The organism is Photobacterium leiognathi, assembly GCF_030685535.1.
In the GTDB taxonomy this organism is placed as follows: Bacteria; Pseudomonadota; Gammaproteobacteria; order Enterobacterales; family Vibrionaceae; genus Photobacterium; species Photobacterium leiognathi.
On record NZ_CP131601.1, the window covers coordinates 1,821,169 to 1,840,727 of the forward strand.

The window sequence follows — 19,559 nt, forward strand, 5'->3', positions numbered from 1 at the left end:
TTATCCATATATCTAATTAAACCTAATTTGCTAAATTTATTGAGGATTTTATCATGGCTGCATTATTTGAAAGCTTTGATCGTCGTATCAACCAAATCACTCCAGTTCTAGAAAAATACGGTTTCGCATCACTAGAAGAAGCACGTCAATACATCGAAGACAATGGTGTTCGTGCTTACGATATCGTGAAAGAAACACAACCTATCGCATTCGAAAACGCATCATGGGCTTACGTGCTAGGTGCTGCTATTGCACTTAAAGAAGGCGCAAAAACAGCAGCAGAAGCCGCTGAATTCCTAGGTGAAGGTCTTCAAGCATTCTGTATTCCAGGATCAGTTGCTGACCAACGTAAAGTAGGTCTAGGTCACGGTCGTCTAGGTGCTCGTCTACTAAGCAACGAAACACAATGTTTTGCATTCCTTGCAGGTCACGAATCTTACGCTGCTGCTGAAGGTGCAATCAAAATCGCACTAAACGCAAACAAAGTTCGTACTAACCCACTACGCGTTATTCTTAACGGTTTGGGTAAAGATGCGGCTTACCTAATTGCACGTATCAACGGCTTTAACTATGTACAAACTCAGTTCAACTACACAACAGGTGAACTAGACGTGGTTAACGAGCGTCGTTTCTCACAAGGTACACGTGGCGAAATCAACTGTTACGGTGCTGACGATGTGCGTGAAGGTGTGGCAATTATGCACCGCGAAAACGTAGATATCTCTATTACTGGTAACTCTACCAACCCTACTCGTTTCCAACACCCAGTTGCTGGTACATACAAAAAAGAACGCCTAGAAGCAGGTCTTGACTACTTCTCAGTAGCTTCAGGCGGCGGTACTGGTCGTACACTACACCCAGATAACGTAGCTGCAGGTCCAGCTTCTTACGGTCTAACTGATACTATGGGTCGTATGCACTCTGACGCTCAGTTCGCAGGCTCCTCATCTGTACCGGCTCACGTTGAAATGATGGGTCTTATCGGTATGGGTAACAATCCAATGGTTGGTGCAACAGTAGCTGTTGCAGTAGCAATTGAGCAAGCGCAAAAAGCGTAAGCAGATAATTAAAAGCTTTATCTTCAAATAACGACGAAAGGCGGGGTTTTAATCAACCTCGCCTTTATTTTTATCTGCTAATTCTTTATTTGTTGAATATAGATAAAAAATCTCTAAAATCCTCGGTACAAATGAAACTTGATAACACTTATACCTATAAAAATGCAGGCTTATAGGTATAATCGGTTGTAATTAAGTAATGTCGTATTACATCATCCAGTCTTGTACTGCATGATCGAGTTAAGGAAACATCATGATCCAAGTAGTAGGTCACAAAAATCCAGATAGTGATAGCATTTGTTCTGCACTAGTTTGTACAGCTCTTCTTAAGGCTCGCGGTCTTGAAGCAACTGCAATTCGTCAAGGCGAACTAAACCGTGAAACTCAGCACATCCTAGAAGTGGCTGGCGTTACAGCACCTGAACTACGTACAAGCGTTGCTGGCGAGAAAGTATGGTTAGTTGACTACTCTGATCTAGCTCAAGCACCTGATGATCTAGCAGAAGCTGAAGTTGTAGGTATTGTTGACCACCACCGTCTAGGTGACGTGATGACAATCAACCCACTAGAAGCTTGGATCTGGCCTGTAGGTTGTACTTGTACTGTACTATTCAACATGTTCAAGATCGAAGGTCACGAAATTACTCGTGAACTAGCGCTTCTTATGATGTCTGCAATCCTATCTGACACTGTTGGTTTCGCATCACCAACATGTACTCAAAAAGATAAAGACGCAGTGGCTGAGCTTGCTCAAATCGCTGACGTTCAAGATCTAGACGCATTCATCAAAGCACTACTAATCGCTAAGACTGACATCGAAGGTCTTTCTGCAGCTGAGCTAGTTGAAAAAGATCTTAAAGGCTACCCTTTCAACAACCGTGATGTTGTTGTTGGTCAAATCGAACTTGCTACACTTGAGCAAGTAGAAGACATGATCGAAGCACTAGAAGCTGATCTACAGCGTCGTTGTGACGAAGAGAAACTAGCAATGGCTGCGCTAATGCTAACTGACATCACAACAAGCACTACTCGCCTACTTTACAAAGGTGAGTGGAACAACATCCTAGATACGCACGCAAAAGACGGCGTTCTAATGATGGAAAATACGCTAAGCCGTAAGAAACAAGGCTGGCCTTGGCTACAAACTGTACTAGCTTAATCATCAAGTATTAGTACAACGTAGTTAAAGAAAACGCGATATGAGGCAACTCTTATCGCGTTTTTTATTTATAGTTATTCTAACTCACCGAATGCGATACAAGAGGTAATACCAAGTAAAGCATTTCTCTCTGTCACATAATCAAAATTGGTTACATCAACAGACAATTTATCTGCAAGATTTTTTGATTCTTTCCTACATTTTATTAACAGACTCTTAGTATCAGGCACAAATTGATATTCTTGATATTGAATTGTTAATGTTTCTGAATCTAAGCTGTAATTAAGACCATCATCAGCATCTTTCATCTGTATCGCGTCATATTGGTGAGATGCACAACCATTTACAAATAACAAAATAAAAATTGAGAAATAGAACTTTTTCATTTAGTTAGTCACACGTTAAAGTCCAAAATAATTACTTATTAATTTCATAATACCGTCACTTATACTAGCGATATTTTGTATTCATTTGTTAACGTAAGACACCTAAAGACCACTCCAAATGTGGTTAATAAAAATACTATAAAATATTCATCAGAACACAATTAGAGCAAATACTTTAATTTTTCGCTCATTTTATTTGTATAATAAATATACCCCACGGCTGATATACAACCAAACAAACCTCATTTCTGTGACATTTCTCTAATTTTTCTTAGTATTCCTATTTGGTATACATATACTTCTCTCTCTAAAAATAATGCCGCCATTTATCACACCAATGGCAGAGCAAGAAGCGAATAAAAAGAGAGACAGTCAATGTCCATTAAAAAACGATACATAGCATGCGTAATTGGTACAGCCTTATCAAGTCAAGCCTATGCGGCTGGCTACCAAGTTTCAGAACATAGTGCTGTCGTTTTTAGGTCGAGCTTATGCTGTTGATGCTGCGGTTGCAGACACAGCAGCTGTGATTGCAAGAAACCCTGCTGCAATGACACTTTTCAAAAAAGCAGAAGTCTCTGGCGTTATCAGCGTGATCAAACCTTCGGTTGATATTTATGATCACAGCTTTGGTCAAGGTGCGACCAACATCGCCCCTGTTAGCTTTATACCTGCAAGTTACTACGTTCAACCGATTAACGACAAAGTAGCCGTTGGTCTTGGACTTTTCAGTAATTACGGTGTAACAACTAAATACCCTAACGACTTCAATGCAGGTTCATTGGCTGGTAAAACCTCTCTTGAAACCATCAACTTTAATCCAAACATCGCTTACCGAGTAAACCAACATCTTAGCTTAGGTGCAGGTGTGAGCCTTGTTTACGCTAATGCTGAATTTGACCGTCGATTAGGTGCCCTTTCTCTAGCTGTACCTAATAGTCAACCAAGTGATCATGCCATTAACCTTAAAGGTAACAGTTGGGGCTGGGGTTGGAACATTGGCGCATTATATGAATTAGATCAAAACAACCGCTTTGGTTTAAGTTACCGTTCACAAGTAGATCTTGATTTTGATGGTGACTTTACTGATTACTTAGGTCCAATCACGGGTAAACCACATAACACTGTTTCTGCTAACCTTTCGTTACCACTACCCGCTATTGCCGAATTTTCTGGCTTCCATCAATTAGATTCACAATGGGCTATCAGCTACAGCTTACAATGGACACAATACAGTAAGTTCAAAGAAATTCGTGCCACCAGCGAACAATGTAAACCGGGTTATAACGGTCAAGCTGGCACATGCTTGCTGAAAAAAGAACACTATAAAAATACTTACCGTTGGGCTGTAGGTACAACTTACACCATGAACGATAAGTGGACATTACGTTACGGTTTCGCCCTTGATCAAAATGCTGGTCAAGCAACATTAAGCATTCCAGATACTGATCGCTACTGGTACTCAGCAGGTGCTACTTACCACTTCAACCCAGATCTTTCAGTCGATATGGGTCTTTCATACATTCACAGTAAGAAAGCAACTTTTGTTGAAGATGGCAGTACCTTTACTTCTCGTGGTAAAGCCTACCTTGCTGCAGCACAGATCAACTACCGCTTTTAATGCGTTGTCAGTTATTCATTATTTGGAATATATAACATGAAATTTAATTCAATTGCCTTGGTTATTGCATCAGCATTAAGCGTTGTTGGTTGTGGCGGCGGTAGTCAAACAACGGTGAAACCAACCGTTGATCCTGATATTGCAAACAGCTTGAAAGCGGAAACTAAAGTCGATTTCGATCTGCTTTCTGCAAACAAGAAGATTGTGATCCCTAGCTACCTAGGTATGGATGTACAAGATGGTACACTAGCAACCCGTGAAGGTGCGACAACACCTGAAATCGCAATGGGTCAAACTGATGGTTGGAGCACAACCCAACCGATTACGATTAACTTCACTGGTAAGGCGCTTGATGCTACTACAGCCGCAAATAGCTTTTACTTAATCAAATCAGGCGATCCAACTAATCCTGACGATACCACGGAGCCAACACTGTTATCCCAACAAAATGGGGATTTCATGGTAACGGTTTCTGGCAATAGCTTGATCGTTATGCTGCTTAAGCCTCTAGAACCATCAAGTAACTACATGTTCGCTGTTACTGATGATCTAAAAGATGTGAATGGCGAAGCGGTAGGTATGAGTAACTCATACGCTTTATTAAAAGCTGATAGTACGCCACCAGCTGCTGCATTAGTGCCAGCGCAGAAGATCACCCATGCGACAGAAGCTGAATTTGAGCAAGTCGATGTCAATCGTGACAATATTATCTTCTCAACTTGGTTTACTACCCTCTCATCAGGTGATGTGTTATTTGCAGCTAAAATGGCAACCGAAGAAGCGATGCAATTAGGGGCTAAAAACGTATGGCAAGGATCTGCTATTGCAAGCACCGTAACAGATGAACAACTAGATAATCTATTTACCTTTTCTGAACCAACGAAAATTGAAGATAAAGATAAGGTCACGGGGAATATCAGCATCTATCAAGGTACGCTTTCACTACCTTATTACTTGGATATTCGTGCGAACAAGTTTATGAATACACCTTGGCAAAGTGGTATGCCAAGTCTTGCAAAAATTAAGTATGTATTAACTAATGGCAGTGATGCTGATAACTCTGCCGTTTTAGGTCAATTGTCTGATTTTGGTGTAACACCAGAAGATATGGCAGAGGTCGCAACCAACCCACAAACACAAGTTGAAGTACTGACTAAGCTAATGGGTAAAAAAATCACCTTAGCAAATGGTAAGCAACTCGACCCTGAACGCATTATCACCCGTTACAGTGCTGTACCTGAATTAAAGTCCGTTCAAACCATTAATTACACCTTGGTATTACCTAACAATCCTAAGTGTCAAAGCCTTGGTGCGAACAATGTGACTATTTTCCAACATGGCGTTACAGCAGATAAAAGTGTATTAACAGCGCATAGTGAAGGTTTACCCTCTTTGGCTGAAAGTATTATCGGTGATCAATGTCGTGCGATATTTGCGATTAATCAACCTCTACATGGTGAAGATCGTGGTATTCATATCACGGACGCAAACGGCAATACTCAATACGAAAATGCCTCAACTGATCCATCGATGTACTTAAACTTAGAAAACCTAACGGTTGCCCGTGATAACTTACGCCAAAGCACCATTGATGTGATAAACCTACGTGCCTCTATTGGTAAATTATTTGCTGGCATTAAGCAAAAACAAAATGATGGTACTAATCCTAAAGACGTATCACCATTAGACATGCTTAATCCTAATAATGGCGTCAGCTTTGCAGGCCACTCACTAGGTGCAATCGTGGGTACAAACGTTGGTAATATTGCTAATCGCCCAACCATGAACCCTGCTTTTGATCAGCAATACTTTGCTATTAACAAATTATCATTGGCAAACCCAGGGGCTGAAATTCCTTACCTACTGATGAACTCAGGCAGTTTTAGCGGCCTGATTAAAGCTGGTGTATTACAAGGAACCATTACTAGCCCAACAGAGATTACACCGTATGTCATTGAAACAGGTAAGTTCCTGCAAATACTTCAAACCTGTTATGAAGCACAAGACAGTCAGCATAAAAATTTAAGTAAATGTTACGTCGATAATGTTGAAGGCTATGAAAAGCAGCATCCTGAACTTAAAGCCCAATGGACACAAAATTTCGTTAAGTTTGCTTATGCAGCTCAAACAGTCATGGATCCGGTCGATCCAATCAATATGGCTCATGGTATCCCGCAGTCATTACCAGTGTTTGTACAAATGGTAAAAGGTGATTCAACTATTCCAAATATCACTACGCCATCTCAGCTACCGTATTCACCATTTACAGGTACAGAACCACTGATCAAACAACTAGGTTTAACAAAGCAAGGTGGGAACAAAGCTTGGAAAGAGTATCTGAATGGTACACATACTTCGCTACTAGATGCGACAGCATCGAATACCACCACCAAAACAATGCAAAACGATATGGCGAACTTCTTAAATAGCTAATATCGATATATCCAAGCTACTTATCAAGGCTTGGATACAACAAAGCCTTGGTAATTCTCTCTTCGATTAAAGAGGAATACCAAGGCTTCTTTTTATTCTAATTAATAATGACAGTTACTCTTTCCGTAAGCGCTGCATTAAACTGCTTCTCTCATTCAATATTTGAGAGAAACAATGTACAAACTTACGTCCGATTATTTTCCCTTCGCGATAATCCATTTCCAAATCATCACCACTGCTTAATAATGCGCGGCTATGTAGTGCTTTTTCTGGTGCAATTTGAATAACCTGTAAACCTGTCGGTGGTTCAACCAAAAATTCATTCATGTCTTGATAGGTTTTATAATATTTGGCGAGCATTTCTATTACATCAATATTATTACTTTGCCCTGCCAGCTTTAATAACCGCTCAATATTAATATGGGATAACCAGCTCTTATTTCCAAAGATAGATTGTTTTACTTTTTCATCACTCTTTGTTTTTAAATGCGTTAATTCATCCTGAATATGACGTTTATTCTCATCAATGATGTCTTCTTTTCGGTACTGCTCACGCCATTGTTCAAATCGACCAGTTAACTCCTGATGGATCGTTTTAATGCGATCAACAGGTTCATTTAAACTGAGTTTATTTATGTAATATGGAAAATATAACTCCACACTCTCACGCCAGTCTTCAAAGATCCCTCGTTCTTCTTCCCGTTCATGCTCTAATGGCTCGGTACGTATAACAACAACTAAATCGGCCCCTCTATGCCATGCCTCTTTAACCGGAACAGCAGCACTAACACCACCGTCAACCCATTCCAAATCATCAAGGTTTACAGGCAAGTTATATAGCACAGGGATCGCACAACTGGCACGCAACACTTCTCGCCAGTTCTCCTGATACATTGGCATATAAATATCTTGCAACGTATCTTTACGCGTTGCGCAGGCAAAAGCTTCACGATAGCGCAATGTTTTCTTAGCGGTAATAAAATCTAACGGCAACTCGCCCGATGGAGAAACCACTTGCAGCACCCAATCCAGATTCATCGGCTGCTGTTTACTTAAATATTTATACAAGCTAAAGAATTTGTCGGTTGTGGTGTAGTTTTGAATAAACTGATAACCAAAACGATGCTGGCGGCTAATATAAGAAGAAAGATTCAACGCCCCTGCGGAAGTGCCAATATACATAGCAAAGGGATCAAATTGGTGTTCAAGAAAACTATCTAGTACCCCTGCAGTAAAAATGCCGCGTTGACCACCGCCCTGAACAACTAAAGCGATTTTCTTATGTTGTGAGGCATAAATATGTGACGAAAAAGCTGATACCGATTCTTTATCAAAAGAACTCAAACTAAACGGCAGATAATTCATTTCTCTCCCCACAGGTTAGAAAACATTCTGACGTAAATATACTAACTTAGCTGAGTATTTAAAATGAATAAGCACTTAACAAGTAAAAGAGATAAACCTCAAACTTATCTCTTTTACTTACCAAAGTTTTAAGCTGTTAACGCAACGATGGCGTAACTAAAAATAGTCGATAACGTCAGTGTTACTGTCACTACAGCAAGTTTTAAGTCTTGCTCCATGCTCAACTCCTTATTTATCCCTGTTGGATACGTAACATTTTGTTAACCTAAGTGTAGGCATGTTACACAGATGTTATCAATTTAATTTCTGTCGAATTAAGATAATTATCACAGAAATATCAATACCGTATAACTTGCTCCAAGTTTGTTACAGCCGTCACTGATTATCCTTAGACAACATAGTAGAAGTAACTCCATCATTTTCTTGTGTTAGAAGCACTTTTAAGTGATAAATATCATCAGTACGTTGACGCTTCTCTAGAATGGTATAAAAATCTGGTGGAACTTACGGTACAGAAGCACCCAGATTTAAAAGAAGTCAGTGATTGGCTTATGCCAGGAAGAATGAACCATTTTGAATTAAACCGTGAAGCCTTTGATTGGTATTTAACCAATGATGCCACACATCTAAATTTAGACTCTTCTGTTGAATCATAGCTGAAATTATCGCAACAGGATGTGAAAGCCCTATCACAGCAAAACACCGCATTAGGACAAACGCCAAAAAAAGCGTTTAACGATCGCCAAACCAAACCACATCACAATAAAATGAGTGCGTAGTGCGTTTGCTAATTGATTAACGTACCCAGCCGATATTAAAAAGCCGTTGAATATTTATAATGAAAAAATGCAGCGTTTAGCAGCTATTACATGTAAGTAATCTTAAAAATGCTCTTATTACCAAACAGGGGCATTATTTTGCCAGTACGAATAAGACTGAATATCTCGTCTGTAATAAATAAATTCCGATTGCCTAGTTTTTTATAAAGTCTGACTACGATAAAATTGATCTATATTGTAATTTTATTTTTATTCCGTATTTCATTCACTGCTTGAAGTAATGAAATAATTGGTGAAAAGGACACTCATAATGAAACCGATCTATCTTGGTTTAGTTACCGCACTTGCTAGTTTTAATTCTGTAGCCAAGCCTGCTGATTGGACACCAGGCTTTGGCGGTGATATTTCACTAATGGCAGCCTACACTAATACCAATTCTCAATTTAGTGACGATAATGCTACAACGCCAAACCTAGATTCCCATGGTAAAGATCAAAGCTCAACAATCGTTGCACCATTAGGCACTCTTTCATACACGCTAGATAATGCAAAGCAGCAATTCTTTTTTGGTACAGATCGCTCTGATGTTGCTTTAGGTCGTTTTCACGCTGAACTTGGTTACCGCCAGAAAATGGATAACGGTAGTACGTTATCTGTAAGTTATATTCCAGGTTTATTGGATATCAAAACTTGGCAAGATCCGTACGTAACTAATAAAGCGAGAGAAAAAACAGGTAGCCACATTAAGGCTGTGCGTATAAAAGTAGATAATATTGCAGGTTCGATGTTCTCTGTTGATAGTGCTTATGGTAAGTACGATCTTGATGAAGAGAAAAGTGGTGAAAACTTTGCGGTTAATAAACAACTGCTTGATCGTAATTCAGATATATTCTTCATTGAAGGAAGCCATCTATTACCACTAAGTCAAACCCAGATGCTTCGTAGTGCGTTAAATTACACAAAAATTGATGCTTCAGGCAAAGCAATGGCTGCTGATGTATTTGGTGGCTCTGCAACCTTTATTCAGCTGTTCCAACGCTCAAGCCTTGCCTTTACATTAAGCTATAAAAAAGCCCTGTTTGATGCGGAAAACCCTATCTTCAATAAAAAACAAGATGATAACCAGTTCGGTGCCTTCCTTGCTTACGAATATAAGCAACCATTTGGTTGGAAGGATTGGGGCGTTGTATCTCTAGTGGGTTATAACACCACACAATCTAATATCAATTTCTACGATGCTGATACTATGCTTGTTAGTTTAGGTATGAACTACCACTTCTAACGAGTTTCAACACAATAAGTATTCCCTTTATTTATTGTCTTATAAACGTAATTTATGGCTCCGTTATGATACAGAGCCATAAATTTTACGAGACATAGGTTGGATTTTCCTTTAGATTAACAGCACTTTACCAAAGTTAAAGAAACGTTACTGAGTATTATGGCTGTTAATAATCGCACTGCCGATGCATCGCAGGAATCGTTGCACCGCATTTTTACAGTACCGGAAGCCCCTGATTCCACCTTAGGGATGATCGAAAAAGAGCTATCAGAAAACTTAAATGAGTTTTTACGCACACACATTGCTGCGACTGAAAAGCCTCTGCTCGAGATAGAGAAAGACTTCTCTGATCCTGCTATTCCTGAAACACCGAGTTTTGTCTCAGAGCACACCCAGTTACTATTAAATAAACTGGTATCCCAATCTGTGCACACATCAGCGCCTACCTTCATTGGGCATATGACTTCCGCCCTACCTTATTTCATGATGCCTCTTTCAAAGATCATGATTGCGCTGAACCAAAACCTCGTCAAAATCGAAACATCGAAAGCATTTACTCCACTAGAGCGCCAAGTATTAGGGATGCTTCATAAGCTCATCTTTAATGAAAATGAAAGTTTCTATCAGCAATGGATGCACAGTGCTGACCATTCCTTAGGAGCTTTTTGTTCAGGTGGCACCATCGCTAATATCACTGCCCTATGGGTAGCGCGTAATACGGTGTTAAAACCGGATGGTGAATTTAAAGGTGTCGCACAAGAAGGTTTATTCCGAGCAATGAAACATTATGGTTATGATGATTTAGCCATTTTAGTTTCCGAACGTGGTCACTATTCTTTAAAGAAAGCAGCCGATGTATTAGGCATTGGTCGTGACAGTTTGATTTCAATAAAAACAGACGACAATAACCGTGTCGATCTGGCTCACCTACAAACCACCCTCGCTGATCTTAAGCAACGCAATATAAAGCCTTTCGCTATTATCGGCATTGCTGGTACTACAGAAACAGGCAACATTGATCCCTTAGATCAACTTGCAGACATCGCTGAAGAACATCAATGCCACTTCCACGTTGATGCCGCTTGGGGTGGCGCAACCTTAATGTCGAACAAATACCGTCCTTTACTAAAAGGTATTGAACGCGCAGATTCGATCACTATTGATGCTCATAAGCAGCTTTATATTCCAATGGGCGCAGGTATGGTGATCTTTAAGAACCCTGAGCTCATGACAGCGATTGAGCATCATGCGGAATACATTCTTCGTAAAGGTTCAAAAGACTTAGGTAGCCATACACTCGAAGGGTCGCGTAGTGGTATGGCAATGTTGCTATATGCCAGCTTAAATATCATAAGCCGTCCAGGTTATGAATTGCTGATCAATAACAGTATTGAAAAGGCGCGTTACTTTGCCGATCTCATCAAGCAACAAGATGACTTTGAATTAGTGACGGAGCCTGAGTTGTGCTTGCTCACCTATCGTTACGTGCCAAAACGTACTCAACAAGCATTAGAAATTGCGACACCCGAAGAGCGTGAAATCCTGTTAGAACTGCTTAATGATCTGACGCAGTTTATCCAAAAACGACAGCGTGAATCCGGCAAGACATTTGTATCACGTACACGTATTACACCAGAGAAATGGAACCACAAAATCACCACGGTTTTCCGTGTTGTTCTGGCTAATCCATTAACCACAAATACTATCTTGCAAGATGTTCTCAATGATCAACGTGAGTTAGCGAAGGAAAGTAACATTAGCTTGCCTGAACTGGTGAATTTAACAGACCAAATAATGCTAAAAAGAGATGATAATCTTAATAATTAGCGCGATTTTCTATATAAAAATTTGCAATATTTAGCGTTAAAGCCCAGATTTTCTGGGCTTTTTACATTTTGTTACCTATTAACAATCGAAAAATTGTATGTCTGCTTTATTAATAATCTGCAAATCAACTATTAACAGTGCATTATTGTAGTATGAATAACTGATTTGTGAGGTCAATATTCTACTTCTATCCCTCGCATAGTGTTTCTTCATTTCCTTATAAATATTCAAAGTCTCTTTTTGAACAGCGATCAATAAATTCTCTTATTAACAAAATGACATTTAATTTTCGCAATGTTAAACGCAATGAATCCAAATGATTCTAGGTTGTTATCACCATTGTTAATAAAGAGTTTAAATAATCGAATTTAAATACGAGTAATTCTTAGTTATTGATTTTGAATAAAAATTGCACAAAAAAATATATTTACCTTAATTGATTTCGATCAAGAAATTAGCTCATTTTCTTCTACAAAAAAGGCCATATCATCAAATGACATGGCCTTTTTATTTCAAAATGTTTCACTCACTTAAGAGCGATAAAGTGAGAACAGTGTATGATTTGCGGCTAATTAATCGCCAGCGAACATATAACCTTCACCGTGAACTGTCACAAAAATCTGTGGATTTTTCGGATCTAATTCCATTTTAGAACGCATACGACGAATCAAAACGTCGATGGTTCTGTCGTTTGGCGCTTCTACTCGATGGCTTAACATGTTCAAAATTCGTTCACGACTTAGCACCACATTTGGGTGTGAAGAGAAAGCAACTAATAGCTCATATTCAGCCTTAGTTAGCTTCACAGGTAAGCCGTTATGAGTCAGTGCGCGTTTGTTAATATCAAACTGCCATTCACCAAAACGAATGATGTTATCTTCCTGCATTTCGACCATGGTTTCGTCGCGAGCTTTTTCCACTAAGGTCATGCGCCATAACAAGTTTTTCACTCGAACAAGCAGTTCGCGAAGCTCGAAAGGCTTAGTAACGTAGTCGTCTGCACCCATCTCTAAACCAACGATTCGATCGATGCTATCTGTGCGTCCTGTCACCAAAATAATACCCACTTCTGAGCGGCTACGAAGCTCACGAGTTAGCATCAAACCGTCTTCACCGGGAAGGTTAATATCAAGCATGACGAGGTCGATTTTTTCGGTCGCCATGATCTCTCGCATCTGTGCGCCACTATCCGCTTGGCTAACCTTATATCCTTCGTTCTCGAAATACCCTACCAGTTTAGTACGGGTAACAATTTCATCTTCCACAACAAGTACGTGATGAGTCATGTTTGTCTCTTTTAGTTTTTTAGGTGTTCTTACGAAACGTTAGCACAAACAGCTGTTATTCACAATTTGTCATAAACCTGAGTTTGCTATTCATTCGTGGCATTAACCTTATTCACATCGTGGACATAAGATTACCTCATAAAATTTATAACGTCACCGTAGTCCTACGGTGTGCATTCATTCTTATATGGAATCTTTCAACATGAAAAAACTTTGGCAAATGTTGACTAAGCCAAGCAGCAAGTACTCTGTTCTTGCACTTGTACTAGTTGGTATTGGTATCACCCTTGCGGGCATTTTTGCTGTGCATAAGGGATTTGAACACGCCTCTCAAACTGAATTCTGTATCAGCTGCCACACCATGCAGCAGAACTACGAAGAATATAAGCAATCTGTACACTTCAAAAACGCTTCAGGTGTACGTGCTGAATGTGTTGACTGTCACCAACCTAAAGACCTTCCAGGTGCTGTTCAACGTAAACTTGGCGCTTGGAAAGATGTATACAACCAATACATCACTAAGAAGATTGACACACCTGAGAAATTTGAAGAGCACCGCCTAGAGCTTGCTCAGATTGTTTGGAAGCGTATGTCTGACAACAACTCTAAAACTTGTAAGAGCTGTCACGACTACTCTGCAATGGACCACGCTAAGCAGTCTCCTGAAGCTGCGAAAGCAATGACAGAAGCTGCAGCTAAGAACATGAACTGTATCGAGTGTCACAAAGGTATTGCACACGAACTACCAAACATGGCAGGCGGTTTCCAGAAGGATTTCCAAAACCTTCAAGCTGAAGCAACTGCACAAGGTGCAACAGCAGACAAACTTTACTCTCTTGGTGAGAAAGATCTGTTCGCAACTGACGACGCTAACGGTAAATCAGAAGGTAAATTACTACCTGCTTCTGAAGTAACTGTTCTTGAGCGTAAAGGCGACATGCTGAAAGTTGAAGTAAATGGCTGGTTAGAGAAATCTGGTAAAGGCCGTGTAATGACTGAGTACATGGGTAAACGTGTATTCAAAGCAACTATCCGTGGCGACATCAAAGCGAACGAGAAGATTGTTAAAGAAGAAACAGATCCTGCGACTGACATCGTATGGCAAAACGTTTCTGTACAAGCTTGGATCACTAAAGCTGACATGATCGATAGCATCCAGCCAATCTGGAACTACGCAGAAGAAATGTACGGCTCTACTTGTAACGCTTGTCACGCGGCGCCAGCGCCAGGCCATTTTACTGCAAATGGCTGGATCGCAAGTCTGAAAGCCATGAGCTCATACTACCGTCTGTCTAAGACTGAAGAACGTACGCTACTTAAATACCTACAGAACCACGGTAGCGATACAGGCGGTGCAGGCGCGCACTAATCCCGCGAGCCAATAAACGAATAAATGATAGGCGGGGACGTCCCTAGTCCCCGCCCCATTGATAAAAATTAAAGTTTAAGGATTGACCAAAAATATGGCGACTCAAACGAATAATACAGGCATTTCACGCCGCCGCTTCCTATCTGGCCTTGCTATGGCAAGTGCTGCATCGGTTGTTGGTACTAGCCTACTTGCACCACGCAAGGCAATGGCTGCTGAAGAAGCAAAAGCTGCTTTCTCTGGTGAAGTGCTATCAGGCTCTCACTGGGGTGCTTTCCGCGCTAAAGTAGTTGATGGTGTTTGGACTGAAACAACACCATTTGAAAAAGACAAAAACCCAACTGATATGATCCAAGCGGTACGTGAAGTGGTTTACAACCCTGCTCGTATCAAATACCCAATGGTTCGTATCGATTGGTTAAAGCAAGGCTATAAGTCTGACACAACCCAACGTGGTAATAACCGTTTCGTACGTGTGCCATGGTCTCAAGCGCTAGACTTCTTCTACCATGAGATGGAACGTGTTCAGAACAACTTTGGCCCAAGTGCACTGTACTCTGGTCACACAGGTTGGCAGTCAGTAGGTAAATTGCATAACGCAGGTACTATGATGAAGCGTGGTATCGGTCTACACGGTACGACGCTTGGTAAGATGGGTGACTACTCTACTGGTGCAGCTCAGGTAATTCTTCCTTACGTTGCTGGTGCAATGGAAGTTTACGAACAGCAAACTTCATGATTACTAGTGCTTGAGCACTCTGACACTATCGTTATTTGGGCATCTGACCCAATTAAGAACCTACAAGTTGGTTGGTTAGTACCTGACCACAGCCCATACCAATACTATGAGCAACTTGCAGAGAAAGTGAAGAACAAAGAAATCAAAGTGATCTACGTGGATCCAGTGGTTTCTAGCACGCAAAAAGCCGTTGGTGGTGAGCAGATCCGTGTTAACCCACAGACTGACGTTCCATTAATGCTTGCGCTTGCGCACACGCTATACACTGAAAACTTATACAACAAAGACTTCATTGCTGATTACACAACAGGTCTTGATAAGTTCATGCCTTACGTTCTTGGTAAGACTGACGGTGTTGTTAAGAACCCTGAGTGGGCAGAGAAGATCTGTGGCGTTAAAGCTGATGACATCCGTGCACTTGCTCGCACTATGGCAAGCGGTCGTACACAAATCATCGGTGGCTGGTGTCTACAGCGTATGCAGCACGGCGAGCAGTACGCGTGGATGCTAGTAGTACTTGCAGCAATGCTTGGTCAAATCGGTCTACCTGGTGGTGGTTTCGGTTTCGGCTGGCACTACAACGATGCAGGTTCTATCACGTCTAACGGCCCACTAATGTCAGGCTTTAGCGGTGTAACTGGTATTGACCCAATCCATAACGGTTCTTACAACGGTTACTCTACTTTCATTCCTGTAGCGCGTTTTGTTGACTGTATCGACAACCCAGGAAAGACCATCAACTACAATGGTCAGAAAGTGAAGTTCCCATTCATGAAGATGGCTATCTTCAGTGGTAACAACCCATTTGGTCACCACCAAGACCGTAACAAGATGATCAAAGCTTGGACTAAGCTAGAAACTGTTGTTTCGATTGATCACCAATGGACAGCGACATGTCGTTTTGCAGATATCGTATTACCTGCTACAACTACATACGAGCGTAACGACATCGAACAATACGGTAACCACTCTAACGCAGGTATTATTGCCCTACGTAAGATTGTTGAGCCTATGTACGAATCTAAAGATGATTTCGAAATCTTCCGTGAGCTATGTTCTCGCTTTGACCGCGAAGAAGCATTCACTGGCGGTAAGACGCAAATGGAAATCATTGAAGAGATCTACAACGGTGCGCGTCTGCAAGGTCGTGGTCTAGGTGTTCGTATGCCTAACTTCAAGAAGTTCTGGGATGGTGAAGGTTTCATCGAGTTTCCTGCGGGTAAAGAGTGGGTTCGCCACGAATCATTCCGTAAAGAACCTGACCTTGAGCCACTAGGTACGTCTTCAGGTATGATCGAAATCTACTGTAAGACTATCGCAGATATGGGTTACAAAGACTGTCAAGGTCACCCAATGTGGTTTGAAAAGACTGAACGTAGCCACGGTGGTCCTCGCTCTGATCGCTTCCCGATCAACATGCAGAGTACGCACCCGAAAGATCGTCTACACTCACAGCTATGTTCATCAACTGATTTCCGCGCAACTTACGCTGTTGCGGATCGCGAGCCTATCTTCATGAACACTGAAGATGCTGCGGCACGTGGTATTAAATCAGGTGACATCGTTCGTGTATTCAACGATCGTGGTCAAGTGCTTGCGGGCGCTGTAGTAACAGACGATTACCTACCAGGTGTTTGTCGTCTACAAGAAGGTGCATGGTACAGCCCATTAGAAGGCGGTAAAGCAGGCACTATCTGTACTTACGGTGATCCAAACGTACTAACAGAAGACATCGGTACTTCTAGCCTAGCGCAAGCAACATCAGCAGCTGCTGCCCTAGTTCAAATCGAGAAGTACACGGGTACAGTTCCAGCGGTAACAGGCTTTAACGGTCCTATCTACGAAAAAGGTATCGACCCACTGTTCCCTGCAATGGACAAATAATTTAACGAGTTAGTTAAATAAAATAAGGCGATGAACGAAAATTCATCGCCTTTATTTCACCTTTTTAAAATAGATTCCAATATAATGCGTTAGGTTATATTTGAATGTGTTTTATGTGTCTGGAGTGACAATGCAAGAATTTATTGCTTTCAACGAACAACGTGCAGAAATTTACTGGTGGATGTCTTCATTGTTCGCACGCGAACTCACTGATGCGGATCTGCATGAATACCACGGCGGTGAAATGTACACATTCCTTTCAGGTTTAGGCATGACAGAGGAATTAAAAGCACCTGTTGAAGCTTTCCGTGACGCCATTAATCAATCTAACTCTCGCCCAGATGAGCAACTAGAACTTGCAGCTGATTTCTGTGGCTTATTCCTAAGTACACCGAAAACAGGTGCCCTACCGTATGCGTCTATGTATGTGGGTACATCAGGTTTACTTAACGATAAACCAGCACAAGATATGAACGTGCTAATGAACGATTACGCGATTGCGCAGCGTAAAGAGTTCAATGAGCCAGCCGATCACCTTGCGGTTGAATTAGATTTCATGGGAAATCTGATCATCATGGCTAACCAACAAGAAACAGAAGAAAAGCGTGAAGAGCTAATGCAAGCGCAGCTTTCTTTCGTTAATACTATGCTGCTTAACTGGTTGCCGCTATTCGTAAAAGAGTGCCAAAACCGTGACCAATTTGGTTTCTATGCAGCAGCTGCTAACCTGCTTTTAGCTTTCTGTAAGCTTGATGCAGCCTTCCTTGCTGGTGAGTAATCTTTTACATCACTAACGCTCGGAATACAAAACCTCGGCTTATCGCTGAGGTTTTTTGCTTTTAATGAGCAATTAATTGCTATAAAAAGCAAAACATTTCTAATATTGCTCATGCTTGTTGTTCGTCAGGCTGATTATTCATTTTTTATCTTAGATTTATGTTGCATAGCCAAGCAAGTTTTATACATTAACTAACCGATTAACTTATTCCAACATTTTATATAATCCCATAATTTCAATAAGTTAAATCTTGTATAAACATCACGGTTAATACAAAAAGTTCTCATTAACAATATCAATGACTTATTTATGCATAGCGTCATTTTTGATTTTTTATATTGTCATACAAAAAATCAAAATCTGATGTAGATCAATCATTTCCCTCCTCTATCCTCCTAAAATTCTCACGCTATACCCATAGCGCATAAGTATTATTTTATAAACAAGGTTGATAGATGGACTCGCATGCAGCCCTTTTCGAACTTGGCAAAAAACGCCTTGCTGAGTTACGAGCAATGAAACCTCTTCGTGAGGAATCATTCAAAGATAAATTAGAACAAAATGGCATTACCCGTCGTGACTTCATGATTTGGAGTGCCACCATCACATCACTTCTCGCCTTACCCCTACCTTTTAGCACCATGGTAGCTGAAGCGGCTGAGCTTTCAGATCGTGTGCCTCTTATCTGGCTAAGCCTTGCGGAATGTACTGGTTGTTCAGAGTCTCTAACTCGTACAACAACACCTGATATTAGTACCCTTTTGTTTGAACATGTTTCTCTTGAATACCAAGAAGTACTCATGGCAGCGGCTGGTCAACAAGCTGAAGAAAACCTAGAAAATGCAATGAAAGCGTACAAAGGCAAATACCTATTAGCAGCAGAAGGTGCAGTTCCTACTGCTAATAACGGTATTTATCTTACGCTTGGTAGCAAAGCTGAAACTGGTATGTCACTGATCAAGCGTGTGGCTAACGATGCAGCTGCGGTTATCTGTGTTGGTACTTGTTCTTCTTTCGGTGGTGTACAAGCGGCTCGCCCTAACCCAACCTATGCGAAAAGCGTAGGTGCTGTGATTGATCGCCCTGTAATTAACGTTGCGGGCTGCCCGCCAAACCCTGCCAACATCACAGGTACACTAATGTACTACATCATGTTTGGTCGTCTTCCTGCCCTTGATATGTTCAACCGTCCTAAGTGGGCGTATGGCGCACGTGTACATGATAACTGTGAACGTCGTGGTCACTTTGATGCTGGCGAATTCGTGACTGAATTTGGTGACGATAACGCTAAACAAGGTTACTGCCTATTTAAGATGGGTTGTAAAGGTCCATACACTTACAACAACTGTCCTACTGAGCGTTTCAACGCACACACTAGCTGGCCTGTACTTGCTGGTCACGGTTGTATTGGTTGTTCAGAACCAGACTTCTGGGATGAAATGGCGTACTTCGAGAAGCCATTAAGCCGTAAGCCATTACATGGTTTAGATGCCACTGCCGATACCATTGGCGCAGTGACACTAGGCGTTACCGCTGTGGGTATTGGTGCTCACGCAGTAAGTAGTATTTTTGCAAAGAAAGTCGAGGAATAAT

At 41.1% G+C, this 19,559-nt stretch carries 12 protein-coding genes and 2 pseudogenes; 11 read left to right on the forward strand and 3 right to left on the reverse strand.

Annotated features, from left to right (window positions below; translation table 11 throughout):
• The first annotated feature begins 53 nt into the window (after positions 1-53).
• A complete protein-coding gene (locus Q7674_RS15430; protein WP_023931964.1) occupies positions 54-1,058 on the forward strand; it encodes a GGGtGRT protein in 1,005 nt (334 codons plus the stop codon).
• A gap of 253 nt (positions 1,059-1,311) precedes the next feature.
• A complete protein-coding gene (locus tag Q7674_RS15435; protein ID WP_045063117.1) occupies positions 1,312-2,217 on the forward strand; it encodes a manganese-dependent inorganic pyrophosphatase in 906 nt (301 codons plus the stop codon).
• A gap of 74 nt (positions 2,218-2,291) precedes the next feature.
• Here Q7674_RS15435 and Q7674_RS15440 read toward each other — a convergent pair whose 3' ends face one another.
• Positions 2,292-2,525, reverse strand: coding sequence for a hypothetical protein (locus tag Q7674_RS15440; protein ID WP_201798087.1), 234 nt, complete (start codon positions 2,523-2,525; stop codon positions 2,292-2,294).
• Between the two features lie 453 nt (positions 2,526-2,978).
• On the opposite strand from Q7674_RS15440, the pseudogene Q7674_RS15445 reads away from it, so the two are divergent.
• Positions 2,979-4,224: pseudogene (locus Q7674_RS15445) on the forward strand (outer membrane protein transport protein).
• A 36-nt stretch (positions 4,225-4,260) separates the two neighbouring features.
• Complete coding sequence (locus Q7674_RS15450; protein WP_305422756.1) at positions 4,261-6,657, forward strand: VolA/Pla-1 family phospholipase; 2,397 nt, start codon at positions 4,261-4,263, stop codon at positions 6,655-6,657.
• A 114-nt stretch (positions 6,658-6,771) separates the two neighbouring features.
• On the opposite strand, the gene Q7674_RS15455 is transcribed toward Q7674_RS15450, so the two are convergent.
• Positions 6,772-8,022: a patatin-like phospholipase family protein gene (locus Q7674_RS15455; RefSeq protein ID WP_045063114.1), complete on the reverse strand. Its 1,251-nt coding sequence runs from the start codon at positions 8,020-8,022 to the stop codon at positions 6,772-6,774.
• A 425-nt stretch (positions 8,023-8,447) separates the two neighbouring features.
• Between Q7674_RS15455 and Q7674_RS15460 the strand changes: the two genes are divergently transcribed.
• The 3 genes from Q7674_RS15460 (at position 8,448) to panP (ending at position 11,910) form a co-directional block, all read left to right on the forward strand.
• Entirely contained in the window at positions 8,448-8,678 is a 231-nt protein-coding gene (locus Q7674_RS15460; RefSeq protein WP_052679865.1) for a hypothetical protein, read from the forward strand.
• A gap of 433 nt (positions 8,679-9,111) precedes the next feature.
• Entirely contained in the window at positions 9,112-10,083 is a 972-nt protein-coding gene (locus Q7674_RS15465; protein WP_045063113.1) for a DUF2860 domain-containing protein, read from the forward strand.
• A 159-nt stretch (positions 10,084-10,242) separates the two neighbouring features.
• Positions 10,243-11,910, forward strand: coding sequence for a pyridoxal-dependent aspartate 1-decarboxylase PanP (gene panP / locus Q7674_RS15470; protein WP_045063112.1), 1,668 nt, complete (start codon positions 10,243-10,245; stop codon positions 11,908-11,910).
• 572 nt (positions 11,911-12,482) lie between these two features.
• Here the strand turns inward: panP and torR are convergent.
• Positions 12,483-13,196 carry a two-component system response regulator TorR gene (gene torR / locus Q7674_RS15475; protein WP_005368225.1) on the reverse strand — a complete coding sequence of 238 codons (714 nt, stop codon included), beginning with the start codon at positions 13,194-13,196 and terminating at the stop codon, positions 12,483-12,485.
• A gap of 202 nt (positions 13,197-13,398) precedes the next feature.
• Between torR and torC the strand changes: the two genes are divergently transcribed.
• From torC to Q7674_RS15495, 4 genes and pseudogenes are all read left to right on the forward strand, one after another.
• Positions 13,399-14,565, forward strand: a complete 1,167-nt coding sequence (gene torC / locus Q7674_RS15480; protein ID WP_008987216.1) for a pentaheme c-type cytochrome TorC — start codon at positions 13,399-13,401, stop codon at positions 14,563-14,565.
• 94 nt (positions 14,566-14,659) lie between these two features.
• Positions 14,660-17,188: pseudogene (torA, locus tag Q7674_RS15485) on the forward strand (trimethylamine-N-oxide reductase TorA).
• 130 nt (positions 17,189-17,318) lie between these two features.
• Positions 17,319-17,966, forward strand: a complete 648-nt coding sequence (gene torD / locus Q7674_RS15490; RefSeq protein WP_008987218.1) for a molecular chaperone TorD — start codon at positions 17,319-17,321, stop codon at positions 17,964-17,966.
• 455 nt (positions 17,967-18,421) lie between these two features.
• Positions 18,422-19,558 carry a hydrogenase small subunit gene (locus Q7674_RS15495; protein WP_305422763.1) on the forward strand — a complete coding sequence of 379 codons (1,137 nt, stop codon included), beginning with the start codon at positions 18,422-18,424 and terminating at the stop codon, positions 19,556-19,558.
• Position 19,559: the final 1 nt, after the last annotated feature.

Coding starts and splice junctions, on each gene's coding strand:
- Q7674_RS15435 (WP_045063117.1), top strand. CDS start 1,312: ATGATCCAAGTAGTAGGTCACAAAAATCCAGATAGTGATAGCATTTGT.
- Q7674_RS15465 (WP_045063113.1), top strand. CDS start 9,112: ATGAAACCGATCTATCTTGGTTTAGTTACCGCACTTGCTAGTTTTAAT.
- torR (WP_005368225.1), bottom strand. CDS start 13,196: ATGACTCATCACGTACTTGTTGTGGAAGATGAAATTGTTACCCGTACT.
- Q7674_RS15495 (WP_305422763.1), top strand. CDS start 18,422: ATGGACTCGCATGCAGCCCTTTTCGAACTTGGCAAAAAACGCCTTGCT.
- Q7674_RS15450 (WP_305422756.1), top strand. CDS start 4,261: ATGAAATTTAATTCAATTGCCTTGGTTATTGCATCAGCATTAAGCGTT.
- torD (WP_008987218.1), top strand. CDS start 17,319: ATGCAAGAATTTATTGCTTTCAACGAACAACGTGCAGAAATTTACTGG.
- Q7674_RS15455 (WP_045063114.1), bottom strand. CDS start 8,022: ATGAATTATCTGCCGTTTAGTTTGAGTTCTTTTGATAAAGAATCGGTA.
- Q7674_RS15430 (WP_023931964.1), top strand. CDS start 54: ATGGCTGCATTATTTGAAAGCTTTGATCGTCGTATCAACCAAATCACT.
- panP (WP_045063112.1), top strand. CDS start 10,243: ATGGCTGTTAATAATCGCACTGCCGATGCATCGCAGGAATCGTTGCAC.
- Q7674_RS15440 (WP_201798087.1), bottom strand. CDS start 2,525: ATGAAAGATGCTGATGATGGTCTTAATTACAGCTTAGATTCAGAAACA.
- torC (WP_008987216.1), top strand. CDS start 13,399: ATGAAAAAACTTTGGCAAATGTTGACTAAGCCAAGCAGCAAGTACTCT.